The organism is Virgibacillus sp. LDC-1 (assembly GCF_030137545.1).
Taxonomy (GTDB): Bacteria; Bacillota; Bacilli; order Bacillales; family Amphibacillaceae; genus LDC-1.
Window position 1 is genome coordinate 214,691 of sequence record NZ_JARUVL010000002.1, and the last position, 26,906, is coordinate 241,596.

28 protein-coding genes are annotated in these 26,906 nt (G+C 37.1%); 11 read left to right on the forward strand and 17 right to left on the reverse strand.

Annotated features, from left to right (window positions below):
• Positions 1 to 197: 197 nt before the first annotated feature.
• A complete protein-coding gene (locus QBK89_RS02835) occupies positions 198 to 677 on the forward strand; it encodes a GbsR/MarR family transcriptional regulator (protein WP_284139494.1) in 480 nt (159 codons plus the stop codon).
• A 69-nt stretch (positions 678 to 746) separates the two neighbouring features.
• Here the strand turns inward: QBK89_RS02835 and QBK89_RS02840 are convergent, their stop codons facing one another.
• On the reverse strand, positions 747 to 1,082 hold the full coding sequence (locus tag QBK89_RS02840; RefSeq protein ID WP_284139495.1) for a hypothetical protein: 336 nt from the start codon (positions 1,080 to 1,082) through the stop codon (positions 747 to 749).
• Positions 1,083 to 1,104: 22 nt separating this feature from the next.
• The gene (locus tag QBK89_RS02845; RefSeq protein ID WP_284139496.1) at positions 1,105 to 1,446 is read right to left on the reverse strand and encodes a DUF1878 family protein; all 342 of its coding nucleotides are present in this window, start codon (positions 1,444 to 1,446) and stop codon (positions 1,105 to 1,107) included.
• A gap of 277 nt (positions 1,447 to 1,723) precedes the next feature.
• Here QBK89_RS02845 and QBK89_RS02850 point away from each other — a divergent pair, with 277 nt between their 5' ends.
• Positions 1,724 to 2,305, forward strand: a complete 582-nt coding sequence (locus QBK89_RS02850) for a DUF3267 domain-containing protein (protein ID WP_284139497.1) — start codon at positions 1,724 to 1,726, stop codon at positions 2,303 to 2,305.
• A 106-nt stretch (positions 2,306 to 2,411) separates the two neighbouring features.
• On the opposite strand, the gene QBK89_RS02855 is transcribed toward QBK89_RS02850, so the two are convergent.
• The gene (locus QBK89_RS02855; RefSeq protein ID WP_284139498.1) at positions 2,412 to 3,602 is read right to left on the reverse strand and encodes an MFS transporter; all 1,191 of its coding nucleotides are present in this window, start codon (positions 3,600 to 3,602) and stop codon (positions 2,412 to 2,414) included.
• 119 nt (positions 3,603 to 3,721) lie between these two features.
• Between QBK89_RS02855 and QBK89_RS02860 the strand changes: the two genes are divergently transcribed.
• From QBK89_RS02860 to QBK89_RS02870, 3 genes are all read left to right on the forward strand, one after another.
• Positions 3,722 to 4,603, forward strand: a complete 882-nt coding sequence (locus QBK89_RS02860) for a LysR family transcriptional regulator (protein ID WP_284139499.1) — start codon at positions 3,722 to 3,724, stop codon at positions 4,601 to 4,603.
• Positions 4,604 to 4,828: 225 nt separating this feature from the next.
• Entirely contained in the window at positions 4,829 to 5,014 is a 186-nt protein-coding gene (locus tag QBK89_RS02865; protein WP_284139500.1) for a hypothetical protein, read from the forward strand.
• Between the two features lie 164 nt (positions 5,015 to 5,178).
• Positions 5,179 to 6,066 (forward strand): peptidylprolyl isomerase, encoded by an 888-nt coding sequence (locus QBK89_RS02870; protein WP_284139501.1) that lies wholly within the window; start codon positions 5,179 to 5,181, stop codon positions 6,064 to 6,066.
• Between the two features lie 71 nt (positions 6,067 to 6,137).
• On the opposite strand, the gene QBK89_RS02875 is transcribed toward QBK89_RS02870, so the two are convergent.
• The 5 genes from QBK89_RS02875 to QBK89_RS02895 all read right to left on the reverse strand — a co-directional run bounded on the left by QBK89_RS02875 (position 6,138) and on the right by QBK89_RS02895 (position 12,378).
• Positions 6,138 to 6,335 carry a sporulation YhaL family protein gene (locus tag QBK89_RS02875; RefSeq protein ID WP_284139502.1) on the reverse strand — a complete coding sequence of 66 codons (198 nt, stop codon included), beginning with the start codon at positions 6,333 to 6,335 and terminating at the stop codon, positions 6,138 to 6,140.
• Between the two features lie 70 nt (positions 6,336 to 6,405).
• Positions 6,406 to 7,365 carry a 3'-5' exoribonuclease YhaM gene (yhaM, locus tag QBK89_RS02880; protein WP_284139503.1) on the reverse strand — a complete coding sequence of 320 codons (960 nt, stop codon included), beginning with the start codon at positions 7,363 to 7,365 and terminating at the stop codon, positions 6,406 to 6,408.
• A 101-nt stretch (positions 7,366 to 7,466) separates the two neighbouring features.
• A complete protein-coding gene (locus tag QBK89_RS02885; RefSeq protein ID WP_284139504.1) occupies positions 7,467 to 8,009 on the reverse strand; it encodes a GbsR/MarR family transcriptional regulator in 543 nt (180 codons plus the stop codon).
• 138 nt (positions 8,010 to 8,147) lie between these two features.
• Positions 8,148 to 11,144, reverse strand: a complete 2,997-nt coding sequence (locus tag QBK89_RS02890) for an ATP-binding protein (protein ID WP_284139505.1) — start codon at positions 11,142 to 11,144, stop codon at positions 8,148 to 8,150.
• 16 nt (positions 11,145 to 11,160) lie between these two features.
• Complete coding sequence (locus tag QBK89_RS02895; protein WP_284139506.1) at positions 11,161 to 12,378, reverse strand: metallophosphoesterase family protein; 1,218 nt, start codon at positions 12,376 to 12,378, stop codon at positions 11,161 to 11,163.
• A 633-nt stretch (positions 12,379 to 13,011) separates the two neighbouring features.
• On the opposite strand from QBK89_RS02895, the gene QBK89_RS02900 reads away from it, so the two are divergent.
• Complete coding sequence (locus tag QBK89_RS02900; protein WP_284139507.1) at positions 13,012 to 13,197, forward strand: YhzD family protein; 186 nt, start codon at positions 13,012 to 13,014, stop codon at positions 13,195 to 13,197.
• Positions 13,198 to 13,269: 72 nt separating this feature from the next.
• Here QBK89_RS02900 and QBK89_RS02905 read toward each other — a convergent pair whose 3' ends face one another.
• Together QBK89_RS02905 and QBK89_RS02910 are read right to left on the reverse strand one after the other, a co-directional pair.
• Positions 13,270 to 14,040, reverse strand: a complete 771-nt coding sequence (locus QBK89_RS02905; protein WP_284139508.1) for an enoyl-CoA hydratase — start codon at positions 14,038 to 14,040, stop codon at positions 13,270 to 13,272.
• A gap of 158 nt (positions 14,041 to 14,198) precedes the next feature.
• A complete protein-coding gene (locus QBK89_RS02910; RefSeq protein WP_284139509.1) occupies positions 14,199 to 14,555 on the reverse strand; it encodes a YlbF/YmcA family competence regulator in 357 nt (118 codons plus the stop codon).
• A gap of 263 nt (positions 14,556 to 14,818) precedes the next feature.
• On the opposite strand from QBK89_RS02910, the gene QBK89_RS02915 reads away from it, so the two are divergent.
• Positions 14,819 to 15,715, forward strand: coding sequence for a PucR family transcriptional regulator (locus tag QBK89_RS02915; protein ID WP_284139510.1), 897 nt, complete (start codon positions 14,819 to 14,821; stop codon positions 15,713 to 15,715).
• A gap of 124 nt (positions 15,716 to 15,839) precedes the next feature.
• Positions 15,840 to 16,937, forward strand: coding sequence for an ABC transporter ATP-binding protein (locus tag QBK89_RS02920; protein ID WP_284139511.1), 1,098 nt, complete (start codon positions 15,840 to 15,842; stop codon positions 16,935 to 16,937).
• A gap of 83 nt (positions 16,938 to 17,020) precedes the next feature.
• On the opposite strand, the gene QBK89_RS02925 is transcribed toward QBK89_RS02920, so the two are convergent.
• Entirely contained in the window at positions 17,021 to 17,224 is a 204-nt protein-coding gene (locus tag QBK89_RS02925; RefSeq protein WP_284139512.1) for an alpha/beta-type small acid-soluble spore protein, read from the reverse strand.
• Between the two features lie 163 nt (positions 17,225 to 17,387).
• Positions 17,388 to 18,773 carry a class II fumarate hydratase gene (gene fumC / locus QBK89_RS02930; RefSeq protein ID WP_284139513.1) on the reverse strand — a complete coding sequence of 462 codons (1,386 nt, stop codon included), beginning with the start codon at positions 18,771 to 18,773 and terminating at the stop codon, positions 17,388 to 17,390.
• Between the two features lie 293 nt (positions 18,774 to 19,066).
• On the opposite strand from fumC, the gene QBK89_RS02935 reads away from it, so the two are divergent.
• Complete coding sequence (locus QBK89_RS02935) at positions 19,067 to 19,984, forward strand: zinc dependent phospholipase C family protein (RefSeq protein WP_284139514.1); 918 nt, start codon at positions 19,067 to 19,069, stop codon at positions 19,982 to 19,984.
• A gap of 51 nt (positions 19,985 to 20,035) precedes the next feature.
• Here QBK89_RS02935 and QBK89_RS02940 read toward each other — a convergent pair whose 3' ends face one another.
• Complete coding sequence (locus tag QBK89_RS02940; protein ID WP_284139515.1) at positions 20,036 to 21,340, reverse strand: MFS transporter; 1,305 nt, start codon at positions 21,338 to 21,340, stop codon at positions 20,036 to 20,038.
• A 213-nt stretch (positions 21,341 to 21,553) separates the two neighbouring features.
• A complete protein-coding gene (locus tag QBK89_RS02945; RefSeq protein WP_284139516.1) occupies positions 21,554 to 21,787 on the reverse strand; it encodes an IDEAL domain-containing protein in 234 nt (77 codons plus the stop codon).
• A gap of 254 nt (positions 21,788 to 22,041) precedes the next feature.
• Here QBK89_RS02945 and QBK89_RS02950 point away from each other — a divergent pair, with 254 nt between their 5' ends.
• Positions 22,042 to 22,929: a cation diffusion facilitator family transporter gene (locus QBK89_RS02950; RefSeq protein ID WP_284139517.1), complete on the forward strand. Its 888-nt coding sequence runs from the start codon at positions 22,042 to 22,044 to the stop codon at positions 22,927 to 22,929.
• A 65-nt stretch (positions 22,930 to 22,994) separates the two neighbouring features.
• Here QBK89_RS02950 and QBK89_RS02955 read toward each other — a convergent pair whose 3' ends face one another.
• The gene (locus tag QBK89_RS02955) at positions 22,995 to 23,288 is read right to left on the reverse strand and encodes an AzlD domain-containing protein (RefSeq protein ID WP_284139518.1); all 294 of its coding nucleotides are present in this window, start codon (positions 23,286 to 23,288) and stop codon (positions 22,995 to 22,997) included.
• Positions 23,285 to 24,019: an AzlC family ABC transporter permease gene (locus QBK89_RS02960; RefSeq protein ID WP_284139519.1), complete on the reverse strand. Its 735-nt coding sequence runs from the start codon at positions 24,017 to 24,019 to the stop codon at positions 23,285 to 23,287. Before QBK89_RS02960 ends, QBK89_RS02955 begins: the two co-directional genes overlap by 4 nt.
• Positions 24,020 to 24,399: 380 nt before the next feature.
• Here QBK89_RS02960 and nhaC point away from each other — a divergent pair, with 380 nt between their 5' ends.
• Positions 24,400 to 25,776 carry a Na+/H+ antiporter NhaC gene (gene nhaC / locus QBK89_RS02965; RefSeq protein WP_284139520.1) on the forward strand — a complete coding sequence of 459 codons (1,377 nt, stop codon included), beginning with the start codon at positions 24,400 to 24,402 and terminating at the stop codon, positions 25,774 to 25,776.
• Positions 25,777 to 26,003: 227 nt separating this feature from the next.
• On the opposite strand, the gene map is transcribed toward nhaC, so the two are convergent.
• A complete protein-coding gene (map, locus tag QBK89_RS02970) occupies positions 26,004 to 26,762 on the reverse strand; it encodes a type I methionyl aminopeptidase (RefSeq protein ID WP_284139521.1) in 759 nt (252 codons plus the stop codon).
• Between the last annotated feature and the right edge of the window lie 144 nt (positions 26,763 to 26,906).

Sequence of the window (26,906 nt, forward strand, 5' to 3'; positions counted from 1 at the left end):
ATGGTTTCCCACACACAACACAAACTTTATATTTCGTTAATTTTGTTTGTATTTTTTGTACAGTTTATTCTGTACGAACTTAAACAGTGCTTTTCTTTTAAATACTCTCATTTACTTTAAAATACATAGTAAATGTATGTTTCCAATTAATTTCAATTTAGTGTAACCTTTATATAGCAATGTTTTAGGAGGATTTTATGGCTGACAACAAGGAAGCAATCATACGTCGAATTATGATCGAGTTTTCGAAGACAATCGAAATGTTTGATTTAAATCCATTAGAGGCACGGCTATTTGCACATTTATATTTAGCAGAAAAACCAATGACACTTGACGAAATGAGTGAAGCACTTGGTAAAAGCAAAACGGCAATGAGTACAAACATACGAAGCTTGTCTGAGCTAAACCTTGTTACAAGAGTCTGGAAAAAAGGCGTTCGCAAGGATTTATATCAGGCAAATAGACAGCTGTTTAAGCTATTTACTACCTCCTATATGAATAAATGGATAGATGCCGCAGCCCATCAACGAGATACAATAAAAGAAATAGAAAATGAAGCGATAAAACAACTAGATGAGACGCCGAATGACCGAGAACTAAAAAAACTAGAAGAACAGTTATCTAGCATTTTAGTCTTTCATGAAGAGGTTGTAGCGTTTTTTCGAAATAAAAAATGAGGCTGAGACAATTCTAAAACAAGTTACTTAAAAGACGAACAATAAGATACGAAGGTAATCTAAGTGTAGTCAAAATACAGAGACTCCTGCGGGAACAGCAACAGGGGAACGCAGACTAAAACCGCTACATCCTGTAGCAACGTCTGCACTAGTACTTCCTGTACGTCGAAAGATCCACTTGGTAAAGGCTTTTTCTTTACCAAGTTGGCTGAGGCCGTGCTGCGGAAAAGAAGACATTACGAAAGTTATTTTGAGCAGAAGTCGCGCTTGTGCCTGTGGTGATAGGGAGTATTTTGACGAAGCGATGATAAAGGCTGTTTTTGATACAAATAATCCGAACTGATTCGAGTGAATCGTTCGGATTTTACTATGCACAAAATACTTTTGTCCAGTTTCATTCTTCATATACCCATCTTCTGGAAAAGCTTCATTCAGACTCTGACTCTAATATATGTATAAAAGTAGTCATTAATTGTGGGAAGTAACCTTCTTTCTTTAAAGCATAAATCGTTGCTGTTGGTTCAAACGGCGGCTGTAACATTCCCGCAAAGTGAATAAGCAGTGAGGTGTAATCTAACAACCCTTCCTCTTTCTGTATTTCAAACTGCTGATTTAGCTTCTCTAACAATAGAAAAACATCATCATACGCTTCTTTTGTTATATTCATATCAATAATCATTTTCGTAAAAGGATATTTATTTATGTCGATTATTTGGGAAATTAACTGCAATTGAAAAGCGGTAGTTATTTCTTTATTATCTTCCTCCATTAATAGCCCTCCCAATGCTTCTTTTGTTTCATACGATAATGTGAAGAATTCCGCTTTTAAAAAACCTATTTTTTGTCAAATTTTTGACTATCAAAAACATCCGCATATCCGCGTCTTTTCTAGGCAAACAGCCGTTTTTTTACATGTAGCTAAAAAAAGAAAACAACGACGCGATTTATCAACGGAAAAAAACTATAAAAAAGGTATTGATTTTTATGCTTAAACATACTATTATCGTTAAGTATTTCCATCCATTAAAAATAAGGGGTGACCTAGTATGAATTGCTGGAAATCAATCAATTTTAATAAAGAATTTGGTATGAAGCGACTTTATTTTATGTCATTTTTAATCGGGCTTATTGCATTTATCCTCTTATATGTTCCAGCATCCATTGCTCATGATGGTCATCATGCAAAAGAGTCTGGTATGTTTGCTTTTATGGTTGCATTGGTTATGCTACCATCGCTTCATTCCTTTATGCATGTAATACCGATTCTTGCAATAAACAAACGCGCAAGATTAAAATACAAAACAAGAAGCAAGCTTTTTCCTATATTTACTTATTATACTGATTCACACTTAACAAAGAAAGTATCCTTGATTGTTGCTTTGGCACCCACTTTTTTTATAACGATGCCTGGTATTTTTGCAAGCTATATATTTCCAAACTATTACGCATACATTTTACTTTTCACATGTACTAATATCGGTATTTCTTTTGTTGACTTTCTCTATGTAAGTCATATTATTAGAGCTCCTAAAAAGTCATTTATTGAAAGTGGAAACGATGGATTTGATATATTACTGGAAGCAAATAATAGTCCACATACTCCCTCTCCTTCATATGAACTCGATTAACGAATCTATTAGAAGGGGAAGCACTGGATTAAAAATAAATAAAAATCAAAAATACGGACACCTTTTTAGGGTCCGTATTTTTATTGTTTCATTTGTACCGTAATTTTTAAGCATGGGCTTGTCTTGAAAAGCAATGTTCTATTTTTTCCTGTTCTTTCTTATTGCCTGGAATCATGGATACAATCACGAGCATAGCAATGATGAGCAATAATAACACAAATAATGGTCCTTTATATGGATGAAAATGATCCACTGTAAACCCGATAAACACTGGTCCGAGTGCGCCAATCATGAAGCCACCAAATTGCATCATTGCTGACCATGAGGTTGCTTCTTCTACCGACTTTGATTCTTCAATTGGGATAAGGAGCGCAAGTGGAAACAGTCCACCGGCACCTACTCCAATAAACACTGTGGCAACCCACGGAGAAAAATGAAGTAGTAGCAAAACAACCCCGATTAATTCTGAAAAGCCACAAAAAAGCAACCATTTTTTTCGATTTCCTCGTTTACTTACGATTGTTGGAATAATAAAGCTTACCGGAACCTGAATAATTGCAAACAAGGTAAGCACCCAACCTGAAAAGGTATGGCTATAACCCATTGCCTTGATTATTGGTGCCAACCAAGCAGTAATCGAAAAGAAAATTGCAGCCATACATCCAAAGAAAAACATCGATAAATATACATGTTTATTCGGTTTTTTCATTGGTGGAACAGTCGTAGAAGCAACTGTTGTATCCTGTGCGCGCTTTTTCAATATAGGAATAAGTAAAAGTGTTGCAATCAGTCCGAGTATACTCCAAAAGCTTAATGCCGCTTGCCACGAATGATCAATCCGTTCAAAAAGCGGAGCGGTAAAGCTTGAGCCAATAGACGCTCCAATGACAATAGAAACAGAATAAATACCCGTAACTGTACTATTTCCGGGAAAATATTTCTTAATGAATCCGGAAACTAGCGGACCTGCAATCGCAATCCCAATACCAGCGACAAATGAAGTGGCTATTAGTATACCTCCATTCGCTGTAAAAGCACGCAAAAAAGTAGAAACAAAGATAAATATCATCGCGACAAACAATGCTCGTTCCGTTCCTAATCGTTTGCCAAGCTTAACGGCGATTAATGCAAACAACCCCATTACAAATACGGGAAGTGTCGTTAATAAACTAACGGCAACCCCTGACATGCCTAAATCCACTTTAATAATATCAAGTAACGGACCAACAGAAGTTATAGCTGGTCGCAAATTTATAGAAATAAAAAATAACACGAGTACAAAATAAAAATAATTCACGTACACTCTCTCCTTCCTTGTTACTCCTTGATTTAAGTGTAATCCGAATGCTATAATAGTTCAATACTATATTTTCTATGATAACAATAGATAAAAACTATCATTAAGGAGTAGATCACATGGAAATCCGACAGCTTCAATACTTTTTAACTTTATGTAAAGAGCTTCATTTTTCTGAAGCTGCATTTAAACTAGGGATATCTCAGCCAACGTTGAGCCAGCAAATACGTGTATTAGAAGATGAATTAGGAACCCCACTCTTTGATAGAATTGGAAAAAAAACCGTTAAAACAGAAGCAGGGACGATACTAGAGCATTACGCACACGAAGTAGTTCAAAAGCTCGACAATGCAAAAGAAGCCATTGCCGATCTTACCCAATTAAATACCGGACATTTACGTATTGCTGTCTTACCTTCTGATTTAGATTACCGCTTATCCAAACTATTAATCGATTTTCATAAAGAATTTCCACGAACAAAGGTGCAAGTCATCCCATCTGTAGAAATATTAAATATGGTATTAGAAAACGAAGTTGATTTTGGTGTTGGCTTAGCTACAAAGCCTGATAAACGTATTCAATGTACTTCTTTTTACACAGAATCTTATAGCCTTTATGTTCATAATAAACATCCATTAACAGCGCGAAATGTGATTACTCCAAAAGAATTAAAGAAGCTGCCACTTGTATTGTATCCAAAAGGCTTTTACGGTCGCGATATGATTGATGATTGGTGTGAAAATCAGAACCTAACCATCCATACCATCATGGAAACCGGATCAGCAACCTCCCTATTTCAGCTAGTGCAAGAAGGTGTAGGGGCAACGATCCAACCAAGTCGACTAATTGAGCGCTTCGAATCTTTAGGCATTCAGGCTATTCCATTAAAGGATGCACCAATTCGAGATCTAGAAATAATTTATCGACGGGATAAATATTTAAGTAATGCAGCAAAAGCATTTATGGAGCGACTAGAAAAGTATTTTCAAACATCGGTATAAATATTTTCTCACTGAAACTTTCCCTATATAAAGCGAAACTTTAAACGGTGGGGATTTCTTTCAACCCCACTCATTTTTAGTAGGAGAATTTTTTTTACAAAAGCTTCATTTCAAGATAAAATCATAATTCCATCCTAAAAAGGACATTCTTCTCTGTTCAGTTTGGTCATAATTTGATACATTAATAAATATGGCTTTTTGAGTTATCGTGCAAGGAGGTTTTGTATGAGTATTTTTTTTCTTATTTACGCACTCTTTATTCTGTTAATTTTTAATTCACTGACACATAGATTTTGTATTAAAATGGAAATGAATCAAAGCAAACAAGAAAAAGTCTTTCGAACAATCAATATACTAATTTTTATTTTATTAGTTACTTCTTATGTTGAAGTGTTAAATGCAATGGTGTAAGGGCAACTATAAAAGCTTCACATAGCTTTGTTTTTATATAAGCGACCTTTAGCATTTGTAGCAATCGCAAAGTTTTTAAGGCGGAGAGTTTTTTTTAGCTTCGAATTGTGGTATATTTGTCCTTAGCGAAAATTCTTGGCAATAAACTATTTAGGAGTGTTAAGATGAAAAAATTAGTACTTGCTGTAACACTAACTGCCGGCGTATTAGCATTATCTGCATGTAATTCAGATGACACAGATGTAGTGGTTGAATCAAAAGCCGGAAATATTACAAAAGATGAATATTACAATGAATTAAAAGACCGTTATGGCGAGAGCGTTTTACAGGAAATGGTACTTGTAAAAGTTCTTGAAGATAAGTTTGAAGTCGACAAAAAAGAAATTGATGCCGAAGTAAAGAAAACAAAGGATCAACTAGGCGACCAGTTTGAAATGTGGTTGCAGCAGCAAGGATATGGTGATGAAGAAACTTTCCGCGGTCTCGTTAAAAACTCACTTCTATACGAAAAAGCAGTTTACGAGGATGTAAAATTAAAAGATGAAGAATTAAAGCAGCAATACGATCGAATGAAAACGGAGCTAAAGGCAAGCCATATTTTAGTTGACGATGAAAAAACAGCAAAAGAAGTTAAAAAGAAATTAGATGAAGGTGGCGACTTTGCTAAGCTAGCGAAAGAATATTCAACGGATTCTTCCGCTGAACAAGGTGGAGATCTAGGCTATTTCTCTGCTGGAAAAATGGTACCCGAATTTGAGGACGCTGCTTATAGCATGAAGGTTGGCGAAGTTAGTGACCTCGTAAAATCACAGTTTGGCTATCACATTATCAAGCTAGAGGACAAGCGTAAGAAAGAAGAAGATATTGGTTCTTTTGATGATAATAAAGAAGCCATTCGTAATGACTTACGCAATAAAAAAGTAACGCCTCAAGAACAACAGGCAAAAATCGATAAAATTATTAAAAATGCAAAAATCGATATTAAAATTGATGAATTCAAGGATCTTTTTAACGTAGAAGAGCCTAAAGCAGCAGATAAAGAAGAAAAATAACTAGTAATAAAGAGACTATTCCTCGGTATTTTGAGAATAGTCTCTTGTCTTATTCTATAAAAGAAAATCGGTTAATCTGAAGCATGCTGCTTTTGTTGTCTCTTTTCAAGTCTTTCTTTTTCCAACCGTTCCATATAAATATTACCCTCTTGCTCAATAAATTTGTGCTCCAATTCTTTTTCCGCTCGCATTGCACGAAACGCCATATATCCACTAAGAAAGATAAATAAAACCATCATGAATACCCACCAAGGAACTCCTAAAATCACATTTTAACCCCCTTGTCCTTCTTCGTTTATTCCCATGTATATGAGGACAAGTTGAAAAAAATTACAATGACTAGCTTTGTTCAAAAAGCGGCTTATAGAATGCACGATTATCCATCGCAAACAAACGTTCAGTAAATTCCCCAGGCTTCACTCGTTCTAATGCCCTGTTCAGCATATTCATTTTTGCATCAATTAAATCAATCAAGTGAAGTAATTCTGCTTCTCGTACTAAAGGAGGCTTTGGACTTCCCCATTCTGCTTTGCCATGATGACTTAATACAAGATGCTGCAGAATCATTACTTCCTCCCCTTCAATTTGCAACTCTTGTGCCATCCCTTTAATCTCTTCAACCATTATTGGAATATGTCCTAAAAGCTTTCCTTCAATCGTATAGGATGTAGTTACCACTCCTGATAGCTCACGTAGTTTTCCGAGATCATGTAATATAATACCCGCATACAATAGATCTTTGTTTACTTCTGGATATAACTTATAGAGCTCTCTCCCAATCGAAAGCATACTTACAATGTGATGTGCCAAACCTGAAGCATATTCATGATGATTTTTCGAAGCAGCAGGATATGTTAAAAGGGCATCTTGATACTTTTTTATAAAAGCACGAACAATTCGCTGAATCGCAGGGTTTTCCATCTCGAAAACAGCTTCTGTTAATTTTTCCATCAACACTTCTTTATCAACTGGGGCCTTTTCAACAAAATCCGAAATTTTTACCCCATCCGTAGGCTGTGCAGGACGAATAGAAAGAATCTTCATTTGTGACTTCCCCCGAAACTGATTTACTTCACCATTAATCCACACAATTTGCTCTTGGATAAAAGTTGATTCATCTTCCTTTGAAGCGTCCCACAGCTTTGCTTCCATTTCTCCACTTGCATCACGTAAAATTAATGTTAAAAACGGTTTTCCACTGCTTGTAACTCCTTTTGATACTTCCTTTATTAATACAAAATCTTGAAATCCCTCTCCTACTTGGTAGTCTAATAACCCTTTTCTTGTTTCCTGTTTCATTTTACTTACTCCTTCCCCACCCAATGAAAAAGATTGACAATGTAAAGAGGCTTGCAGCTTTCTGTTCACCACTGTTTTTTATGTCAATCTTCTCCATTGTTTTATTCATCTATTTTTGGAATGTATTCAAATATTTTTCCAGATTCGATCACACGGATAAATTTCATTAGCCATAAATAATAGTTTTTCGCATAATGAAGTCGATCGATATCGTGCTTTATTTTTTCTTGTAATGCTGGGTCTTTTGTTTGTTGTAAAAGTTGCTCTAGCTTTTCCATCGCTTCGTCTGCTTCTTCCATATTCGTTTCTGTATGCTGACGCCAACGATTACCAAACAACGAAGTAAATGATTTATACCAATCCTCCTCTGATTGATATAAATCCTTTCGTATTCCTTTTTTAAAGGTTGATTCAACCATTTTCATATCAGATAAAGTTCGAACGCCTGTTGACATACTTGTTTTGCTCATCACTAAAGCATCACGCATATCATCTAACGTCATTGGCTCCTCTGAAAAATACAAAACCCCATATAATCTACCTATGGATGAAGTAATGCCATAAAGATTCATGTTTTTGGCAATTACTTGGATAAATTTTTCTATTGTTTCTTCATAAATTTCCCAATCATTTTGCTCAGGCATCAAAAGCCCCTCCAACTGCTTTAATCAATAAATCTTCCAAGGATTTTCTCTCCATGATCAATTTCCTGAAAATAGTTTATCATGGATTGCACTTTTATGCACTTTAAGAATGAAGAAAACGATTTTCTTTCTTTATAATTATGCACGAGCTTCTATTTGACCATACGATTTATCTGCAGCGAGATGAATTGTTTTTACATGCTGTACGGCTTTTAAAACATCTTTATTACAAGTGAACAAGAGTACTTGATGTAGGCTGGATAGCTCCTCCAAAAGCTGAAGCATCCGTTTTCTGCGAATCGAATCAAAATGAACAAATGCATCGTCAATAATAAACGGGAGCTGTTTTCCTTCACTCATAACTTCACTAATTGCGATGCGCAAGGAAACATAAAGCTGATCAATAGTTCCTTGTGATAGTTCATTTACATCAAACCGTTGCTGATTCCTTGTTTCGACATAAAGTGGTTCGTTTTCTTCAGGAAGGATTACTCGGATATAAGCCCCACCTGTCAGAACATTAAAGTAACGTGCTGTCCGTTCTAGTACCTTCCCTAAATGCTTATCTTGATAGCTCTTTTTCGTATCACGAAGCAGTTCTTTCGCTGTTTTTAAAATGGCCCATTCCTTCGTCAAACTTTGAAGCTGATCCACTTCATTTTGCAGTCGATGCATTTCCTTTGAATAGCTTTCGGATGATTCCATTTGATCGAGTTTTGCCTTAGTAGCTGCCAGTTCTTGTCGAGCATCCTCAAGCTCTGTTTCAAGGGATTGAATCGTGTCTTTTACCGTTTGTTTGGAAAGTTCCAATTCACTTAAGTTAGGCATGTGCTTAAGCAAGGGTTGCAGTGCTTCCGCTGAAAAGGCAGTTGTAAGCTGGTTATGATAATGATTTTTACGTTTTGTTCTATCCATCTGTTCCTCTTGAAGAGCTGCTTTTTCATAAAAAGCATTTTCATCCTCTACTTCTGCATGATTTAACAGACTTTCAAGTTCCAAATTATACGTACCTAATTTCTTATCCATGTCTTGTTGTAGCTTCGCATTAACTTGTAATTGTTCTTCGAAATACTGTTTCTGCTCTTTTACTTGTCGATACGCCTGGACATCTTCTTCTATCTTCTCTAGCTGTAATAACCAATGCTTTGGAATAAAATCCTGCAAATGCGCTTGTAAAAACTTATCAACCTTACTAGTAAATTCTTCATGCGTCTCTATCTTCTTTTGTCGTTCCTCCATTAATTGTTGTTGCTCTTGATTAGCTTGGAGAAGGTTTTTTAACGAATGAAAAAGCTCTGGCCAATATTGAACGTCTACACCTTCTAAAAATGGATATGTGTTCTTCTCCGCATCCACGTCGTTCATAAGCTTATTTTTCTTTTGGAGGTAAATTTGTTCCTTTTCTGCCCATTGCAGCTGTTGTACACTCAATTGTTGTAACTGTTCTAATGCGCTTTTTTGTTCTGTCCGATAATCTTGGTCAATCGTTAATCGTTTCTCTGCTTCCTTTCGATTTTCAGAATCTTGCTTGTCTAACTCTTCATCAGTAGCAACAGAATTGATCATTTTCTCCATTGTTCTAATTGCATTCTTCCCCCATAAGTGCTGGCCAAAACCACCAACCAATCCAATCGCCATGATATTTAATAAATAATAACGGAGTGGCGTATCTACCATAAATGCGATTACTCCAACAAAACTCGCCAGGAACAAAGAAGCTATGAGAATCCTTTGACTTCTGCGTTGTTTTTTAAGTTTCGTTTGCTTCCAAGCTGCTTTCTTATTCTTATCCTCCTGCTTTAATTGTTGAAGAAGCGCATATTCTTTATGTTCATTTATAAGCTGCTCTAATTCATCACGCTTTTCCTGTGGCAGCAGCTGTTCTTCAAGCTCTTTTAATTGTGCCTCTACATAGCTCTCTTTATTGTCTAACAGCCGCTTTTCCTTCGTTAATTGCTCTTGTTCCAACTCAAGCGATTGTTGACGATTTTTTAACGTATTCCACGTTTTTTCTAATTGAAATGGGAAATGAACGTCCTTTAAATTTGCTCTATTAATAGGAAGATGGAGCTTTTTCAATTCGGAAATCATTTGTACGTCCAATCGTTCAATCGAATCCGTAAGATGCTGGATTTCTCTTTCGTTGTCAATATAAAATTGCTTTTCCTGCAAGATAGACTCCGCTTCCTTGAGAGGTAATCGTTCCTTTAGCGTCGCTTCTAAACGTTGTATATTCTGTTTAAAGTCAGATGCATTGGATTTTAAAATAGCGAGCTCGCTTTTTATCGGTAATAACTTTTCCTTTAACTGCCGTAACCGTTCAACGCCTTGTTCAGGAAATCGAATATCCTCCGGAAGCTCTGCAAGCCGCTTCACGCATGTATGCAGCTCCTGAAGGCTTGGTAGAAACTGTATCGTCTTATCCAGTTGTATAAGCTGCTGATTTTCATGTTGTATCTCTACACGTAATTTTTCTAGCTTTTCCCCTAGCTTTTTCGCTTCATCCGTTCGTTTTTGATACGTTCCTTCCTCTGCTTTCATGCTCGCCAGCTCGAACTGCAGCTGCTCTAATTTTTCCAGTTGTTTATTTATCGCAGGTATTTTTCCATTCGGTTTAAACAACTCCCCAATTTGCTGTTCTAGCTTTTTTTCGATGGCATATAAATGGCTAGCACCTGATGTTCCTATCCCTAGCAATACCTCTCCAATATCCTGCTCCTTCATTTGTCGAATCGCCGTTAAATCAAGTGCAGAAAAAGCATAAATGGATTTATATATTTTTGCGTTCATTCCATGCAATCGTTCCTGCAACCACTGCTCATCAAATGTCTGGCCATCCTCTGTATAACAAACAGCAGCTCCATTTCGAACATCCCCTACGCGCTCAATCACAAAAGTTCCGACGTTATCATCAACAACTGTCAATCTGCCTCCAAGCTTACTACTTGTTTTTGGTTGATACAGCGTTCGCTGCTTTGGAGGAAGGCCAAAAAGCATAAACAAAATAAAATGCTGTAAAGTCGACTTTCCTGATTCATTTTCCCCATAAATACATATAAATGGTTGATTGGAAAAATCAATGGTTTCATCAATCCATTTTCCAAACCCATAAATTGTTGCTTCGATGAACTTCATGGTTTTTCCTCCCTTCCTATCCCTTCAATAGCTCCCGCTTTAAAATTGCCATTGCCTTTTGCTTTATTTCTTCTTCCTCATTATTCGTTAAAGGCGGCACATATTTTCGTGCTTGCTTATGACGATACAGCTCGCTGAGATAGTCCTTTACCGGCGCCTCTTGCTGTGTATGCTCTAGCTCACTAATAAAATGAGCTCCTTCTGGAAAGCTCTTTTCATGCGTTATTTCCGTCGTAAATTTATAAATATAATACCACTGCGTTGTCACACCGAATTGTTCGTTTATATATTCCACTAGATCATCTAGATGCCCTTCTTGTTCCCAATCTAAGAGTAAGTCCATTTGACTCGTTAACGATAAATGAATAAGCTGAGGGCTTGAGCTTGCTAATTGTGTTATCTCGTTTCGAAGGATCTTCTCGAGCTCTGATAAGTCCTCTACATCTGATACATCGATGGCTAATGGTGTAAATGCTACTGCTTGCAACGGAACGAACGTCATCTCATGCTTCGTTTCGGTCAAGGTTACGATGTAGCAGCCTTTTTCACCATCTTCCTTTCTGCTTCTTCCTTGAACATTCCCTGGATAAACGACTGGAGGGGATGCTGTTAAAATCTCGCGTTTATGAATATGACCTAGTGCCCAATAATCAAACGGCAATTTTGTCAGCTCCGAAAGCTGGAAAGGTGCATAACGATCATGGGTCGTATTCGTATGAATACTTCCATGGAGCATCGCAATCTGAAAGGGCATATTTCGCTCAGAAACATGGTATTCTGCTACTTTATTTTGCAGTACTGCTTGGTTTTCATAGCTAAACCCATAAATAGAAGCTAGTGCTTGTCCATTTTTACGATACGTCGCTTGACGCACTGTTTCATCCGGAAAAACAAAAACATTAGCTGGATACGTAATCGGATAGCTATTCCCATTTACATAATCATGATTCCCATAGGATAGGAAAACTTGAATATGATGTTTATTGAGTTCCTCGAATGCTTGTCGCAAGCGGATTTGCGCCTTTAAACTCTGCCTTTCATTATCAAACAAATCCCCAACCAAAAGAATAAAATCGACCCTTTTTTCAATGGCAACACGCACAAGCCGATCTAAAGCAGCAAACGTACTTTCACGTATTTCATTAAATATCTTTTCAGGAAGATTTGCCATCCCTCTAAACGGACTATCTAAATGCAGGTCTGCTGCATGAATAAATGTAATTTCCTTGTTCATCTCTACCGTCCTTTCACAATCATTATGTTCATTTTATCAAAACGAAGGTGCGAATGCACGTTCGACATAAAGACATAAATATGGAAAGGAACGTGACTTCCTCTCGCCTATGTGCTTCCTAAAGAGAACCGAAAACTGTATTAAAAGAACCCATTGCTTTAAAAAGCAATTAGAGAACCTGAAAACGACTTGCTTGAAACGAAAGGCGACGACTCCTGCGGGAAAAGCATGCGTCTTGAGACCCTACAGCGAAACGTTTTTGTGAGCGAGGAGGCTCAAGCCATGCCTCGCGGAAAGCGTCCGCTTGCAGTGCAATGCAACAGATTTAATATAATAGCTTTTACGAAATATTAATAATCAAGGAACCATTTTTAAAAAAGAAATAAGAGAACCTGAAAACGACTTGCTTGAAACGAAAGGCGGCGACTCCTGCGAGAAAAGCATGTGTCTTGAGACCCCACAGCGAAACGTTTTTGTGAGCGAGGAGGCTCAAGCCATGCCTCGCGGAAAGCGTCCGCTTGCAGTGCAATGCAATAAAATAATACAAGATTACTTTTACGAAATAATATGCAGGATTTTCAAACTTTAGAGAGAATATATTATATAGAAACGAAGCAACTGGAGGGGACATTTATGAAAACCTATGTATTAACCGTTTTTGATAAAGCTGGAGAGCTTTTATTCGAAGAAAGCTTTGAAGCAACGAATAATGAAGAAGCACAACAAATTGGAAAAGCAAAGCTAGAAGAAAAAGGATACAGTGAACATACACATCGCTGTGTTTCGCCCGATGCAAAACTAGTCTTATTTCACCGCTGATCGTAATTCCCGTCTCTAAACAAAACCCGACTTCATGAACTAGCCTTAAGCCAGTACAGAAGTCGGGTTTGATTATTTACCTGTAAACATTGGTTGACGCTTTTCTAAAAAAGCACTAACCCCTTCTTTATGATCTTCCGTTAGTCGAAGCGACCATTGATTTTCCCGCTCTTTCTCTAAATATCGCTTTAATGTATTCCTTTGTTCTGTATGGTAGAGCATTTTTGTTTTTATCATTGCTTCGAGAGGAGCTGCTAAAAGCTTTTTACCGTGCATCGTTGCAGCATCCAGCACAGCTTCCTCCACTAAAATATCAACAAGCCCCATTTCTTTTGCTTTTAAGCCATTGACCTGTTTCATACTCCAAATAAACTGCTTTGCTTGATGGGTACCTAGCCGTTTTTCCACCCAATAATGGCCTCCTCCATCCGGAGCAAGACCAACGCCAAGGAACAGCATACCAAGCTGTGCTTCTTTCTCTGCAATAATATAATCAGCTGTTAATGCCAAGCTTAGACCTAAACCAGCTGTGGAACCATTTACTGCGGAAATAACTAGCTTAGGCATCAAAAAGAGCTTCGAAACAATTTTTTCGATTGTTTGCATGACATCATCGAAAAACTGCTTGTTACTCCAGTCACTCATCATGCTTATGTCTCCACCAGCAGAAAAAGCCTTTCCTTCACCAGTAAGAATAAGGACACGATCCTCGTTTTTTTCGGCTTGTTCGATTGCCTGTAAAAGTTCATCAAGCATTTCTAAGTTTAATGCATTGTATCGATCAGGCCGATTTAATTTAATATATGATATGTGATCGATACTTTGATATAAAACGGTATTCATACTTCTTCCTCCTTCTAATGACAACCTATATAACACTATTTCGACTAGAAGGAGAAAAACCCTTTATTCCGAAAGCAGATTTTTCTAAATTCCCACAAAAATAGGGATAAAAAAATAGACCCACACATTTGGGTCTATTTGGATACATGTACATAGATTTAATGCTTTGCTTCCTCTGCGCCATAAAGCTCTTCTAAAGGCTTTGTAATAATCCTGCTAATCTCATTAATCACAATATTTAAACGTTGTTCTTTCTCCATCAAACGAGAAATAGCTTCATGTTGTTGAACAAGCTCAACAATGCTTTTTGCCTTTTCTACCTCTTCTTCGGAAATTTCTAAGCCTTGCATTTGCTTTTCTTGAAGCTGCATTTGCGTATCGCGAAAATCTTCGAACATTTTTTTAGCAGCTGAATCGTTCATTACTGTTTCAAATGCCTGCTTAAGCTCCTGAAATTCCACGCTTTCTCGTATTGCTTTTTCCAAGTCATAAGCACTATCATACATATTAGGCATATTTTTTCACCCTTCCCATCATCATAGAATACGAATTCCAAAAGGCTGCTTCATATCTTGTCACAGCATTGACACTGCCTTATTCTATGTAGTTTCGTCCTCCACAGCATCTTCTGCTTTTGGTTTCTATCTAGAACCACTATAACAAACGTGTACACGCATGTATAGCGTTTCGAAAAAAATAGCGTTGAATGAAAATTGTTTTTCTCTTCACTTAACATTGCTATAATGAATGAAAGCCCTGTGAAAAGAGGTTTTTTATCATGTTAAAACAATTGAAAAACGTTTTTTCTACGTTAGTCGTAGATGTAGAACAACCAATAAGTATGGATTATGAATGGTTTTTAACAGAAGACCGAAAAGTAATCGGTATTCATAAATCGGAATTAACTGATAGAGATATATCCATTCTTCATACATTTTTCGATCCATATCATGCCGTTTTTCCCGTTTGGACAGAAAAGGAACGGCTATGGAACGATCGAATAAAACATGCTGAAAACGGATCGAATAAACAAGCTTTTCCTTTTCGCTTTGTGTACTTCTCAATAGAATCAAAAGAAATGGACCCAGCCACATTCAAGGATGCTATTTGCGCCCTTTTTAATAAAGATGTACCTATTCTCTGGAAGACTACACGTGAAGGAATTCTTATTGAAGAAAAATCGACAACTGATGATGCCATTTCCTATGAAGAAATTATTGATGTACTGATGAGTGATATGTATGTAAATATTCGATTTTATGTTGGTCATTATCAGCAAGATTTACAGCAATTACCACACTACCATCAAACGATTACATCGCAGGCAAAAACTGCCTTTTCATTAACGGATATGCATGTAATTACATACACGGATGCCATTCCTTACATAATTATGGATCATGCAGAGCCGTCCTTTATAAACGAATTGCCGACACTCGTTTTAAAAGAGTGTTTGTATGATACAGAACTACTGCAAACCGTCGAAATGTTTATTGCCTGTAATTTAAATCTGTCAGTTACAGCAAAGCGATTGTACATGCATCGAAACAGTTTGCAATATCGCATTGATAAATTTATCGATAAAACAGGGTTTGATATCCGCGATTTTCGTCAAGCCGTTACCGTATATTTTGCGATATTATCTCATAAAAACAACCAAAAACAAAATGCTTAGCCGTAAACATGCACAAAATGATTGAAAATCTTTGTGCATGTTTCCTATTACATGAATCCACTTCATTCTTTATACTATAGTTAAAGAAAGAATGCGTTTACATTATTTATTGGAGGGGAAACACATGGCAGAATTACGCTTAGAGCATATTCAAAAAATGTACGATAAAAAAGTAGTTGCAGTAGATGATTTTAATTTACATATTAAAGATAAAGAATTTATCGTTTTTGTTGGACCATCTGGTTGTGGGAAATCAACGACACTACGGATGATTGCAGGCCTTGAGGAAATAACCGATGGTGAATTTTATATTGACGACAAAAAGATGAACGATGTAGCTCCAAAAGATCGCGATATCGCAATGGTGTTCCAAAACTATGCACTTTATCCACATATGAATGTGTATGATAATATGGCATTCGGTCTAAAACTACGGAAATTCAAAAAAGAAGAAATTGATAAGCGTGTTAAAAACGCTGCTAAAATTCTTGGCTTGGAAAACTATTTAGATCGAAAACCAAAAGCATTGTCGGGTGGACAAAGACAGCGTGTAGCACTTGGACGAGCAATTGTTAGAGACGCAAAGGTTTTCCTAATGGATGAACCACTATCAAACTTGGATGCAAAGCTTCGCGTACAAATGCGTGCAGAAATTCAAAAGCTTCATCAACGTCTGCAAACGACAACCATTTATGTAACACATGATCAGACAGAAGCAATGACAATGGCTACACGACTGGTTGTTATGAAGGATGGCGTGATTCAACAGGTTGGTGCTCCAAAAGAAGTGTATGACTTCCCTGAAAACATCTTTGTAGGTGGCTTTATTGGATCTCCATCCATGAACTTCTTAAACGGAAAATTAACAGAAGGCTATTTTGTAATGGATGAAATAAAGATTAAAGTACCAGAAGGTAAAATGAAAGTGCTTCGCGACCAAGGCTATGTTGATAAAGATATTGTACTTGGCATTCGACCAGAAGACATTCATGACGAGCCTGTTTTCATTGATTCCACTCCGGAAACAAAAATTACAGCGCATGTTGATGTTGCAGAATTAATGGGAGCAGAAACCTTCCTTTATTCCAAAATAAATAACCAGGATTTTATTGCTCGAGTAGATTCTCGTACAGATATCCAAGGTGGACAAAGTATCGAACTTGCACTTGATATGAATAGCGCACATTTCTTCGATACAGAAACAGAACTACGTATCCATTAAAATTCACTCAAACAAAAAGGGAAAGCCAGTTGGCTTTCCCTTTTATAGTCTATAAGGGGGATTATCCCTTTAGGCCATCGTTATTAATATTGTTGTCCACCAAGTTGCTGTTGTGCAGTTGCAACAAGACGTTTTGTGATTTCTCCACCTACAGAACCGTTAGCACGAGATGTTGTATCAGCACCAAGCGTTACGCCAAATTCTTGTGCGATTTCTTGCTTCATTTGGTCGATTGCTTGCTGAGCACCATAAACTAAAATTTGATTTGAGCTGTTGTTGTTTGCCATGTGTATCACCTCCTGTACTAAGTATTGTTGGCAGTTTCAGAATTAATATCACAAAAATTGCTTGGTAATTTGTGCTTGAATTACTACTAATTATTTAGAATAGGGAGCCACTTTTTTGTACAGGAAATGAAAAGGCAAGCCGGAATTCGGCTTGCCTTGTTCATTATTTAGGATATGTCATTTCTTTCGGTTTAACAAACTTATCAAATTGTTCTGATGTTAACAGCCCTAATGCAACAGCTGCTTCTTTTAAGGTAGACTGATCGGCAAATGCTTTCTTGGCAATTTTCGCAGCATTTTCATAGCCGATATGTGGATTTAATGCAGTTACAAGCATTAACGAATCATTTAAATACCGTTCGATTTGATCATAATTCGGTTCAATCCCCTGTGCACAGCGCACATCAAACGACAGCATACTATCTGCGAGCAACTGACAGGATTGCAAGAAATTATATGCCATTACAGGCTTAAAGACATTCAATTCAAAATTCCCTTGGCTAGCAGCAAAACCAATTGTCGCATCATTGCCCATCACCTGTGCAACTACCATTGTCACCGCTTCGGATTGTGTTGGATTGACCTTTCCAGGCATAATAGAGCTGCCAGGTTCATTTGATGGAATGGTTATTTCTCCAATTCCACAGCGCGGACCACTAGAAAGCCAACGAACATCATTTGCTATTTTCATCATATCGGCAGCAAGTGCTTTTAATGCCCCATGCGCATAAACAAGCTCATCATAGCTTGTTAATGAATGAAATTTATTTGGAGCAGAACGAAATTCATTTTTCGTTACATCACTTATTGCGGCACATACGCGCTCGGAAAATTCTGGATGGGCATTTAATCCTGTACCAACTGCCGTTCCACCTATTGCAAGCTCTTTTAAATGCTGTGCACTTTCAGAAATCATCATTTCACTTCGCTCAAGCATCCGATGCCAACCACTTATTTCCTGTCCTAAAGTCAATGGCGTTGCATCCTGTAAATGCGTTCGACCAATTTTTACGATATGTTCAAAAGCATCCATCTTTTCCTTGAAGGTTGCTTTTAATGCTTGTAGCGCTGGTAGTACTGCTTCTTCAAGCTTTAAGGCCGCTGCAACATGTAACGAAGTAGGATATGTATCATTAGAGCTTTGTGACTTATTAACATCATCATTCGGATGAAGTCTTTCTTCACTTCCTTGCGCCTCTAGCCACTTATTTCCTGCATAAGCAATCACTTCGTTAACATTCATATTGGATTGCGTACCACTCCCAGTTTGCCAAACAACTAATGGAAAGTGATCATCTAATTCCCCAGCAACAATTAATCCTGCTGCATGAGCAATCGCTGCTGCTTTATTTTCTGATAATAGACCAAGTTCATGATTCGCTTGTGCTGCACTTTGTTTTAAAATTGCAAATGACTGAATAATCTCTTTGGGCATTTTTTCATTTCCGATTGGAAAGTTTTGCTTACTTCGCTGTGTTTGTGCTCCCCAGTACTTATCTGCGGGTACCTTCACTTCCCCTAACGTATCCTGTTCGATTCGATAATCCATCCTCATTTCCTCCCTATGTTCTCTAAAATTCGCATAACATACAATATGTATGCATATCCTTCCTCATCCGCTTCTATTGTATCAAATTTTTATGTATAGGTAACCATCTGAAACTTTTCCATAGAAACAACGGAAAGTCATAAATTTGTCTACTTTAGTGACACAAATGAGCGTTTTTATCATTTATACTGTTAGAAGTTGTTTTAATCGTTTACTCTTTTTGCATTTACTACTATAATAACTGTTTGGATATACGATTTTTCAACAGAAAGGTACGATAGGAGGTTTTACGAGTGCCAAATATTTGGACACATATGCTTTTCTGTGAAGATGTAATTGATACAATTGGCAATTCTCCAGATCCATACTTTAAATATGATTCGATGTTAAAACTCGGTGCACAAGGGCCAGATCCATTTTTTTATTATAATTTTTGGCCATGGATACAAAATGAACCTGTTCATGAAATTGGGATGCAGCTACACTCAAACCATTGTGGCCCATTTCTGCTTGATTTAATAACCTCTGCTAAAGCAATGGATAAAGAAGTTCGGGCCTATGTGTTTGGTTTTATTACACACCATATTTTGGATCGCAATACACATCCATATATCAATTATCGCGCAGGATATAATAGCAATAATCACCAAAGACTTGAGGTTATCATTGATACAATTATGATGGAAAAATACCATAATTTAAAAACATGGAAAACACCTGTCTACAAAGAAATTAATGTTGGAACACGTTTAAATGCCAGCATTGTAGAATTGCTTCACGAAACCATTCAGAAGCATTATCCAGACATTGCGAAATCATCATCTTCCTATATTCAAAAAGCTTATCGTGATATGAAGCTAGCTTTGAAGCTTCTTTCAGATCCATACGGTTGGAAAAATGCCCTGCTAAAATCCCTTGTTTCTGCATACTCCCATCAACCTGTAAAAAATCAAGTGGATTATTTAAACTTAGCGCATACAGCTTGGAAGCATCCAGCAACTGGGGAAATATCGACTGAAAGCTTTATTGATTTATATGAAAAAGGAAGAGCAGAAGCCATTGAAATTATGACAGCTGTCCTTCTTTATTGGGATTCGGAAAAAGATATTGAGCTAGACAAAATAAAAGCATTAATAGGAAATATTTCATATGATACTGGTAAACCGATTGAATTAGCGCTAGAAAATAAATATAGCGAACCAATTGTCTAACAGAACAAAACCGCAGCTTAACTGCGGTTTTTGCATTAGACACTCTAGCCGTTATTTAACCTTGATCTCTACAACTTCACTTGGCTTAGTTAACCGCTGTGCATCCTTTATCCCCTGCTCGACATTTACAAATTTTAATAAAATAATACCAACTATAAAGAAAAACATGAGCGAAACAATGCCTAGTCTACTGGAACCAGTAAGCTGCCCAACGAGTGCGAAAATAAACGGTCCAAAAATCGCTGCAAATTTGGATGATATGCCATAAAACCCAAAAAATTCTGCATGCTTGTTGTCTGGAACCATCCTACCAAAAATAGATCTACTCATTGATTGTGCTCCACCTTGAACAAAACCTACACAAATAGCCAAAATGTAAAAATGGATTGCAGTGTTCATGAAATATCCGAATAATACAATTGCCATATAAACGTATAATGATATTGTTAAAGCACGTTTCGCGGTGATCTTCTTTGCTAACCATCCAAAGAAAAACGTGCATGGTATCCCGACAAATTGCGTGATTAATAAGGCTGCAATTAAGTCATTTTGCTCTATTCCAATATCTCTACCATAAATAGTAGCCATTTTTATTATCGTGGAAATACCATCATTATACATCCAAAAAGCAAGTAAAAATATAAGTAATTGTTTGTATTGCTTAAGCTCTTTAAACGTACTCCCTACTCTTGAAAAACCAATAGAAATATAGGACTTTTCTCGTTTTACGTTAATCTTTTTCTCTTCTTTAATATGCTTGAACAAAGGAATTGAAAAAATAAACCACCATAGTCCTACTGAAGCAAAAGAAAGCTGGCTCGCTACGGTTGCATTGGGTATGCCGAACCAATCATGCTTTAAAATAAGTAAAATATTAATAGCAAGTAGAATACCTCCACCAATATATCCCCAAGCAAAGCCTGCTGCTGATACTTTATCGATTTCTTCTTCCTTCGCAATTTCCGGTAAAAACGCATCATAGAACACATTTCCACCAGAGAAACCGATTGTACCAATTATTAACAGAATGGAAGCAAAAATATAATCTCCTTCATTTACAAAAGCTAACAATACACTTGCAATTATTCCCATATACGCAAAAAAACGGAGAAATTTCTTCTTTGCAGCCGAAAAGTCGCTAATCGCTCCTAATATTGGCGCTAGAACTGCTACAATCAATGCGGCGATTGATTGGGAATAACCCCAATAGCTTGTAGCTAAATTTTCTTGCAGACCGCTTGCTGCAACATCATAGTAAAATGTCGGAAGCACAGCTGCCATAATTGTTGTAGCAAATGCAGAATTTCCAAAGTCATATAACACCCAGCTAAAGGTTGATTTGTTTCTTTTTTTCACATACACTCCCCCTTCTACGTAAGCTTATCAAAATTTCGACTTGAATAGCACTTTTTTATGAAAACTTTATATTTAATCCAAACAACTGCATTCTTTGCTTCTTCTAGAGGACACCCTTTTAGACCTAATCTTCACAAGACTATCAGGACATAATACCTGCTTATTACGCAAAAAAACCCTTACCAAATAAGGCAAGGATTTAAATTATAAAATTTATTCCCATATATACTGTTTGTACACTTCACCTAGACGATTGAATTGTTCTTGGTCGCCATTATCAATGCTTGTATTTATTTGTTGTTCTAATCTTTTTTTATTCCAATTAAAGCATAATTCATCCAGAATAAGTCGGGATGTCAGCTTTATTTCAAACGGAATTTCCCTTTTAGCGTGCAGTACCCTTCCAGCATATCGATTGACACGATAAATGACCTTTTCCTTTTTCATGGGGTCACGCCTCCTATTCCTTTATTCTATTATCCTAAACTTTGCGTATAAATGCAATAAAAAATTTAAAATTATGCAAATTTACCATTTAATTGTTAATGTTTGCTTTTTTTACCGTATGAAACTTAATTTCAGCTTGTCAATACATATACCTTCACGCTTGAATGTTTCTCTAGACCCACTAGCTACTGCTTTGATAAAATGTTATAGCTATTGAAATAATATATGGTACATATACATATTGGAGGAATTCCATGAATTCAATCGATGATTTAAAGCAAGGGGAAAAAGGAGCTTGGGTAAGTATCCTAGCATACTTCGTTTTAGCCATTACAAAATTAGTTATCGCCTACGCAGGAAACTCAGAAGCATTACGTGCTGATGGCTTAAATAATTCAACAGATGTGATTGCATCTGTTGCGATTTTAGTAGGATTGCGCATCTCTAGAAAGCCTCCAGATCAAGACCACCGTTATGGACACTACCGTGCAGAAACAATTGCCTCTCTATTTGCCGCATTTGTCATGATGGCTGTGGGTCTACAAGTTGTTGTCAACACATTTAAGAAAGTGATGCAAAATGAAACGGTCCAACCAGATATGTTAACTGCTTGGGTTGCTCTTGGTGCAGCTGCCATCATGTTTATCGTTTATTGGTATAATCTAACATTGGCACGCAAGATTAAAAGTGGTGCACTCTATGCCGCAGCCCAAGATAATCGATCAGACGCACTTGTTAGTATTGGGGCTTTTATCGGTATTATTGGAGCACAATTTGGACTTTATTGGCTAGATCCGTTTGCAGGATTTATTGTTGGAATTATTATTTGTAAAACTGCCTGGGATATTTTCAAAGACTCTAGCCACGCATTAACAGATGGCTTTGATGAAAAACAGCTTGAAAAAATAGGACGAAGTATCGCTAAAGTAACAGGAGTAAAAAAGGTAGAGGATGTAAAAGGCCGTATTCATGGCAATCAAGCGTTAATAGACATAACCATACTAGTCGATCCAGAATTAAATGTCGAAGAAAGCCATAATATTACCGTACGTATCGAAAAGCTATTAGCTGAAAAGCATAATATAACGTATACCCATATTCATATTGAGCCCTTTAATGGACAAAAAAGTTCGAGCAAATAGGATAAAATCTTCCTTCGCTCGAACTTTTTCTATTCTTCTTTATTCATTGAATGATGTTAAAGGGATTAAATTGATAAAAAGAATACTGCAGCAATCGCTCCTAGAACTACAAAAATGATATTTAATCCGAGCAACGACAATCCCACGGCTACCAGTCCACCTAATAGACCAATATGCGGTTCATTTGGCTTTACTGCCATAATTCCTGGAAAAATTAATGCACCTAATGCTGCAAATGGTATAGCCGCAAGCCAACGATTAATCCAATCCCGAAATTGTAATCGATCAACGATAAATGCAGGCACCATTCTTGGAATCATCGTTACAAGGGACATTCCGATAATAATAAGAAAAATCATGCCTGCTCCTCCTTTAACAAAAAGATCCCACTTCCGCCTGCTATTACTGTTCCACAAACAATAGACCACCCAGTACTCATCTGAAGAACATAAAGACAAAATACATTAATGACCATTGCCTGCAAGGCGATAAGCCCAACTCTTTTTTCTTTTTTTACCGATGGTACTAATAATCCGATAAACATCGCATATAATGCGACGCCCATACTTTGACTTAATTTCTCTGGAATTATTTCTCCAAGAACACCACCTAAAAAAGATCCGCCAACCCAAGCTACATAAGCAGTTAAAAACAAACCAGCATAAAAAAATGCACCTTTTTCTTCTTTTGCTTCCGTTGTATGGAGTGCAGAAACCGCAAATGTTTCATCTGTTAACCCTAAAGATAGTGGAAGCTTCCATTTTAAATCCATACTGCGTAATCGATTCATAAATGATAAGCTCATGACAAAATGGCGAAAATTAAGGACAAAGGTCGCGATAATAATTTCTGCTGCACTCGCTCCAACCGCAATCATCCCCGCTCCCATAAATTGACTAGCACCAGCAAAAACGAGCACACTCATCGAGGTTAGCTCAAGCAGAGACATGCCCGATTGCTTAGCTAAAACACCGTATGTAATTGCAATCGGCAAATAACCGAGCATAATGGGAAGACCTACTGTAATGCCTCTTTTAAACATATTTCCCGCTAGAGAATAAGTGGCTTTTTCTCTTTTAGCAGCATCCATTTTTTCTCCCCCCTCAACCAAAATTTCATCTATTATAACGCAATTACGAAAAATTAAAAAGCTGTTTTTATAAATTGCCTATTGACATTTACTTTCATCTCACGGTATATTCTTAATTAATATTTAAAAATGAATGGAAATAATCCAGAAATGAATAGTAGATTACTCTGGTGCAGCATGTAGAGACAAAGCGTTTGGTGAAAGCTTTGGCGGAGAGTTGATTGAATTACACATTTCAGCCTTTGGATTTAATCATGATGAGTGGATGTTTTGTAATGAACACTTACAAAGCATCAATCAGGGTGGTAACGCGGAGCTAACTTCGTCCCTATTATAGGGGGCGGAGTTTTTTGTTTTTTAAAAAAAGAGGAGGTAGTTCGATGTTTCCAATTAAACCAAAATATTCACCAAAGCTTATCGAAGCTTTAAGCATTTTTATCATACTCATTGGGTTAATCAGTTATTTCATCATTCGTCTTGGAACAGTTCCTCATATCCCTATATTACTTTCGATATTGGTTCTGGTAGCATATGGAAGCTTACGAAAGATTCCTTTTCAGGATCTTCATAATGGACTAATTGATGGAGCGAAAACGGGAATTGCCGCCGTATTTTTATTTTTTCTCATTGGTGTTCTCATTAGTAGCTGGATGATTAGTGGAACTATTCCAATGCTGATTGATACTGGTTTCACGCTTATCGGTGGTACAGGATTTTATGCAATTGTATTTTCGATTACTGCTTTAATTGGGGTTTCACTTGGAAGCTCACTTACAACAACAGCAACAATTGGTGTTGCGTTTATCGGAATTGGAAGTGCTATGGATGCTTCCTTAGCGATTACTGCTGGTGCTATTGTGTCTGGTGCATTTTTTGGAGACAAAATGTCCCCATTATCTGATACAACAAATTTAGCATCAACAATCGTAAATGTTGATTTATTTGATCATATAAAGCACTTAAGCCTTACAACCATCCCGGCATTCCTTATTTCTTTTGTCATCTACTACGTCCTTTCTCCAAATCAAACGATTTCGATAGACGTAGCAAGTCAGTATCAGCAAGCATTAGCTGCAACAGGCTTACTCCATTGGACGGCATGGATTCCAATCCTGCTATTAGTAACGTGTACGATTTTAAAATGGCCAGCATTCATTTCTATTTCACTCAGTATTATTACTGCAACATTTCTCGCATTTTTTGTTAATGGGATAGCTTGGTCTGATATATGGATGATTTGGTTTGAAGGGTATACAGGCGTAACTGGCTTTGAACCTGTAGATAGTCTCCTTACAAAAGGTGGCATTCAAAGCATGCTATTTACTATTTCACTCGTTTTAGTAGCATTAGGATTTGGCGGATTATTGTTTGTTACTGGTATTATTCCATCATTACTTCTTTCATTCCAAGAAAGGCTAAAGCGGGCTCGTTCCATAATTGTTTCCACTGCTGCAACAGCGATAGGAATTAATGTTTTAATCGGAGAGCAATACTTGTCCATTATGCTTACAGGTGAAACGTATAAAGGAATATATCAAAAAGCCGGCTTATCCAATAAAGCATTATCACGAACGTTAGAGGATGCTGGGACAGTAATTAATCCTTTAGTCCCTTGGAGCGTCTGTGGTGTATTTATTGCTGATGTGTTGGGTGTATCTGTTTTAGCATATGTTCCATTTGCCTTTTTCTGCTTACTGAGTCCAATCATTACGATTCTTTTTGGCAGCAAAAAGGCAGCCATTGAAGCAAAAGTATAAGATTTAGATTTTTTACTCCTCTGCAAAGGGATAGCCTAATGAAAGGAGACTGACTCCCGCGGGAAGTGGTTTTCTTCCGTAGAGACTGTGGCTGTACCAGCGTAAAGCAGCCACATTCAGGCTAGTGAATAAGATAGCATTATCTTATTCATAAAAAAAAGCAGACAGTACCCTGAATCATGAACGATCTGACTTCGTGGGTTCTGTCCTAGCTTTTTTCTCTAATATTATTGTTTTGGATCTTGCTCTGTTAAAATAATTGGTGCGTCTTTCGTAATGACAATCGTATGCTCGTATTGCGCAGAACGCCCTTTATCAATCGTACGAGCAGTCCAACCATTATCATCCATTTTACTCTTCCAGCTTCCTTCATTGATCATTGGCTCAATCGTAATTACCATTCCCTCTTTAAGTCGTAACCCTTTATTTGGCAAGCCAAAGTGAGGAACATGAGGGTCCTCATGGATTGTTGGACCAATCCCATGACCAGTGAAATCACGAACAACGGAAAAACCTTCTGCTTCCGCATAGGATTGAATTGCATGCCCAATATCACCTAAGCGATTTCCAGCTTTCGCCTGTTCAATACCTTTGTACAGTGCTGTTTTTGTTACGTCCATTAAGCGAATCCCTTTTTCATCGACATTTCCAACCCCATAAGTCCATGCCGAATCTGCAAGACCACCGTTTAAATTAACAACCATATCTATCGTAACAATATCCCCATCCTTAAGTGTTTCATTACGTGGGAAGCCATGACAAATTTCATCGTTAATGGATGCACAAGTAGCAAATTGATAGCCATTATAGCCCTTTTGCTCTGGGGTAGCACCATGGTCCGCTAAAAATTTATCGACAAAGGATTCGATTTCCATCGTCGTAATTCCTGGTCGAATCATGTTGGCAATTTCCTTATGTGTTTTTACAAGCAAATCAGCTGCTTTCTGCATTTGCTCAATTTCTCGTCTGCTTTTTCTAGTAATCATTCCTTTTTTACTCCTTTTCATATCAATACAAATCATCTTATATTACAAACAATATGCAATCGTTTGTTATTAGGAACCCGTTTAATCCAATTTAAAGTGTAACATATTAGCGCCTATTCTTGCAGACTAAATCATAATATCAAC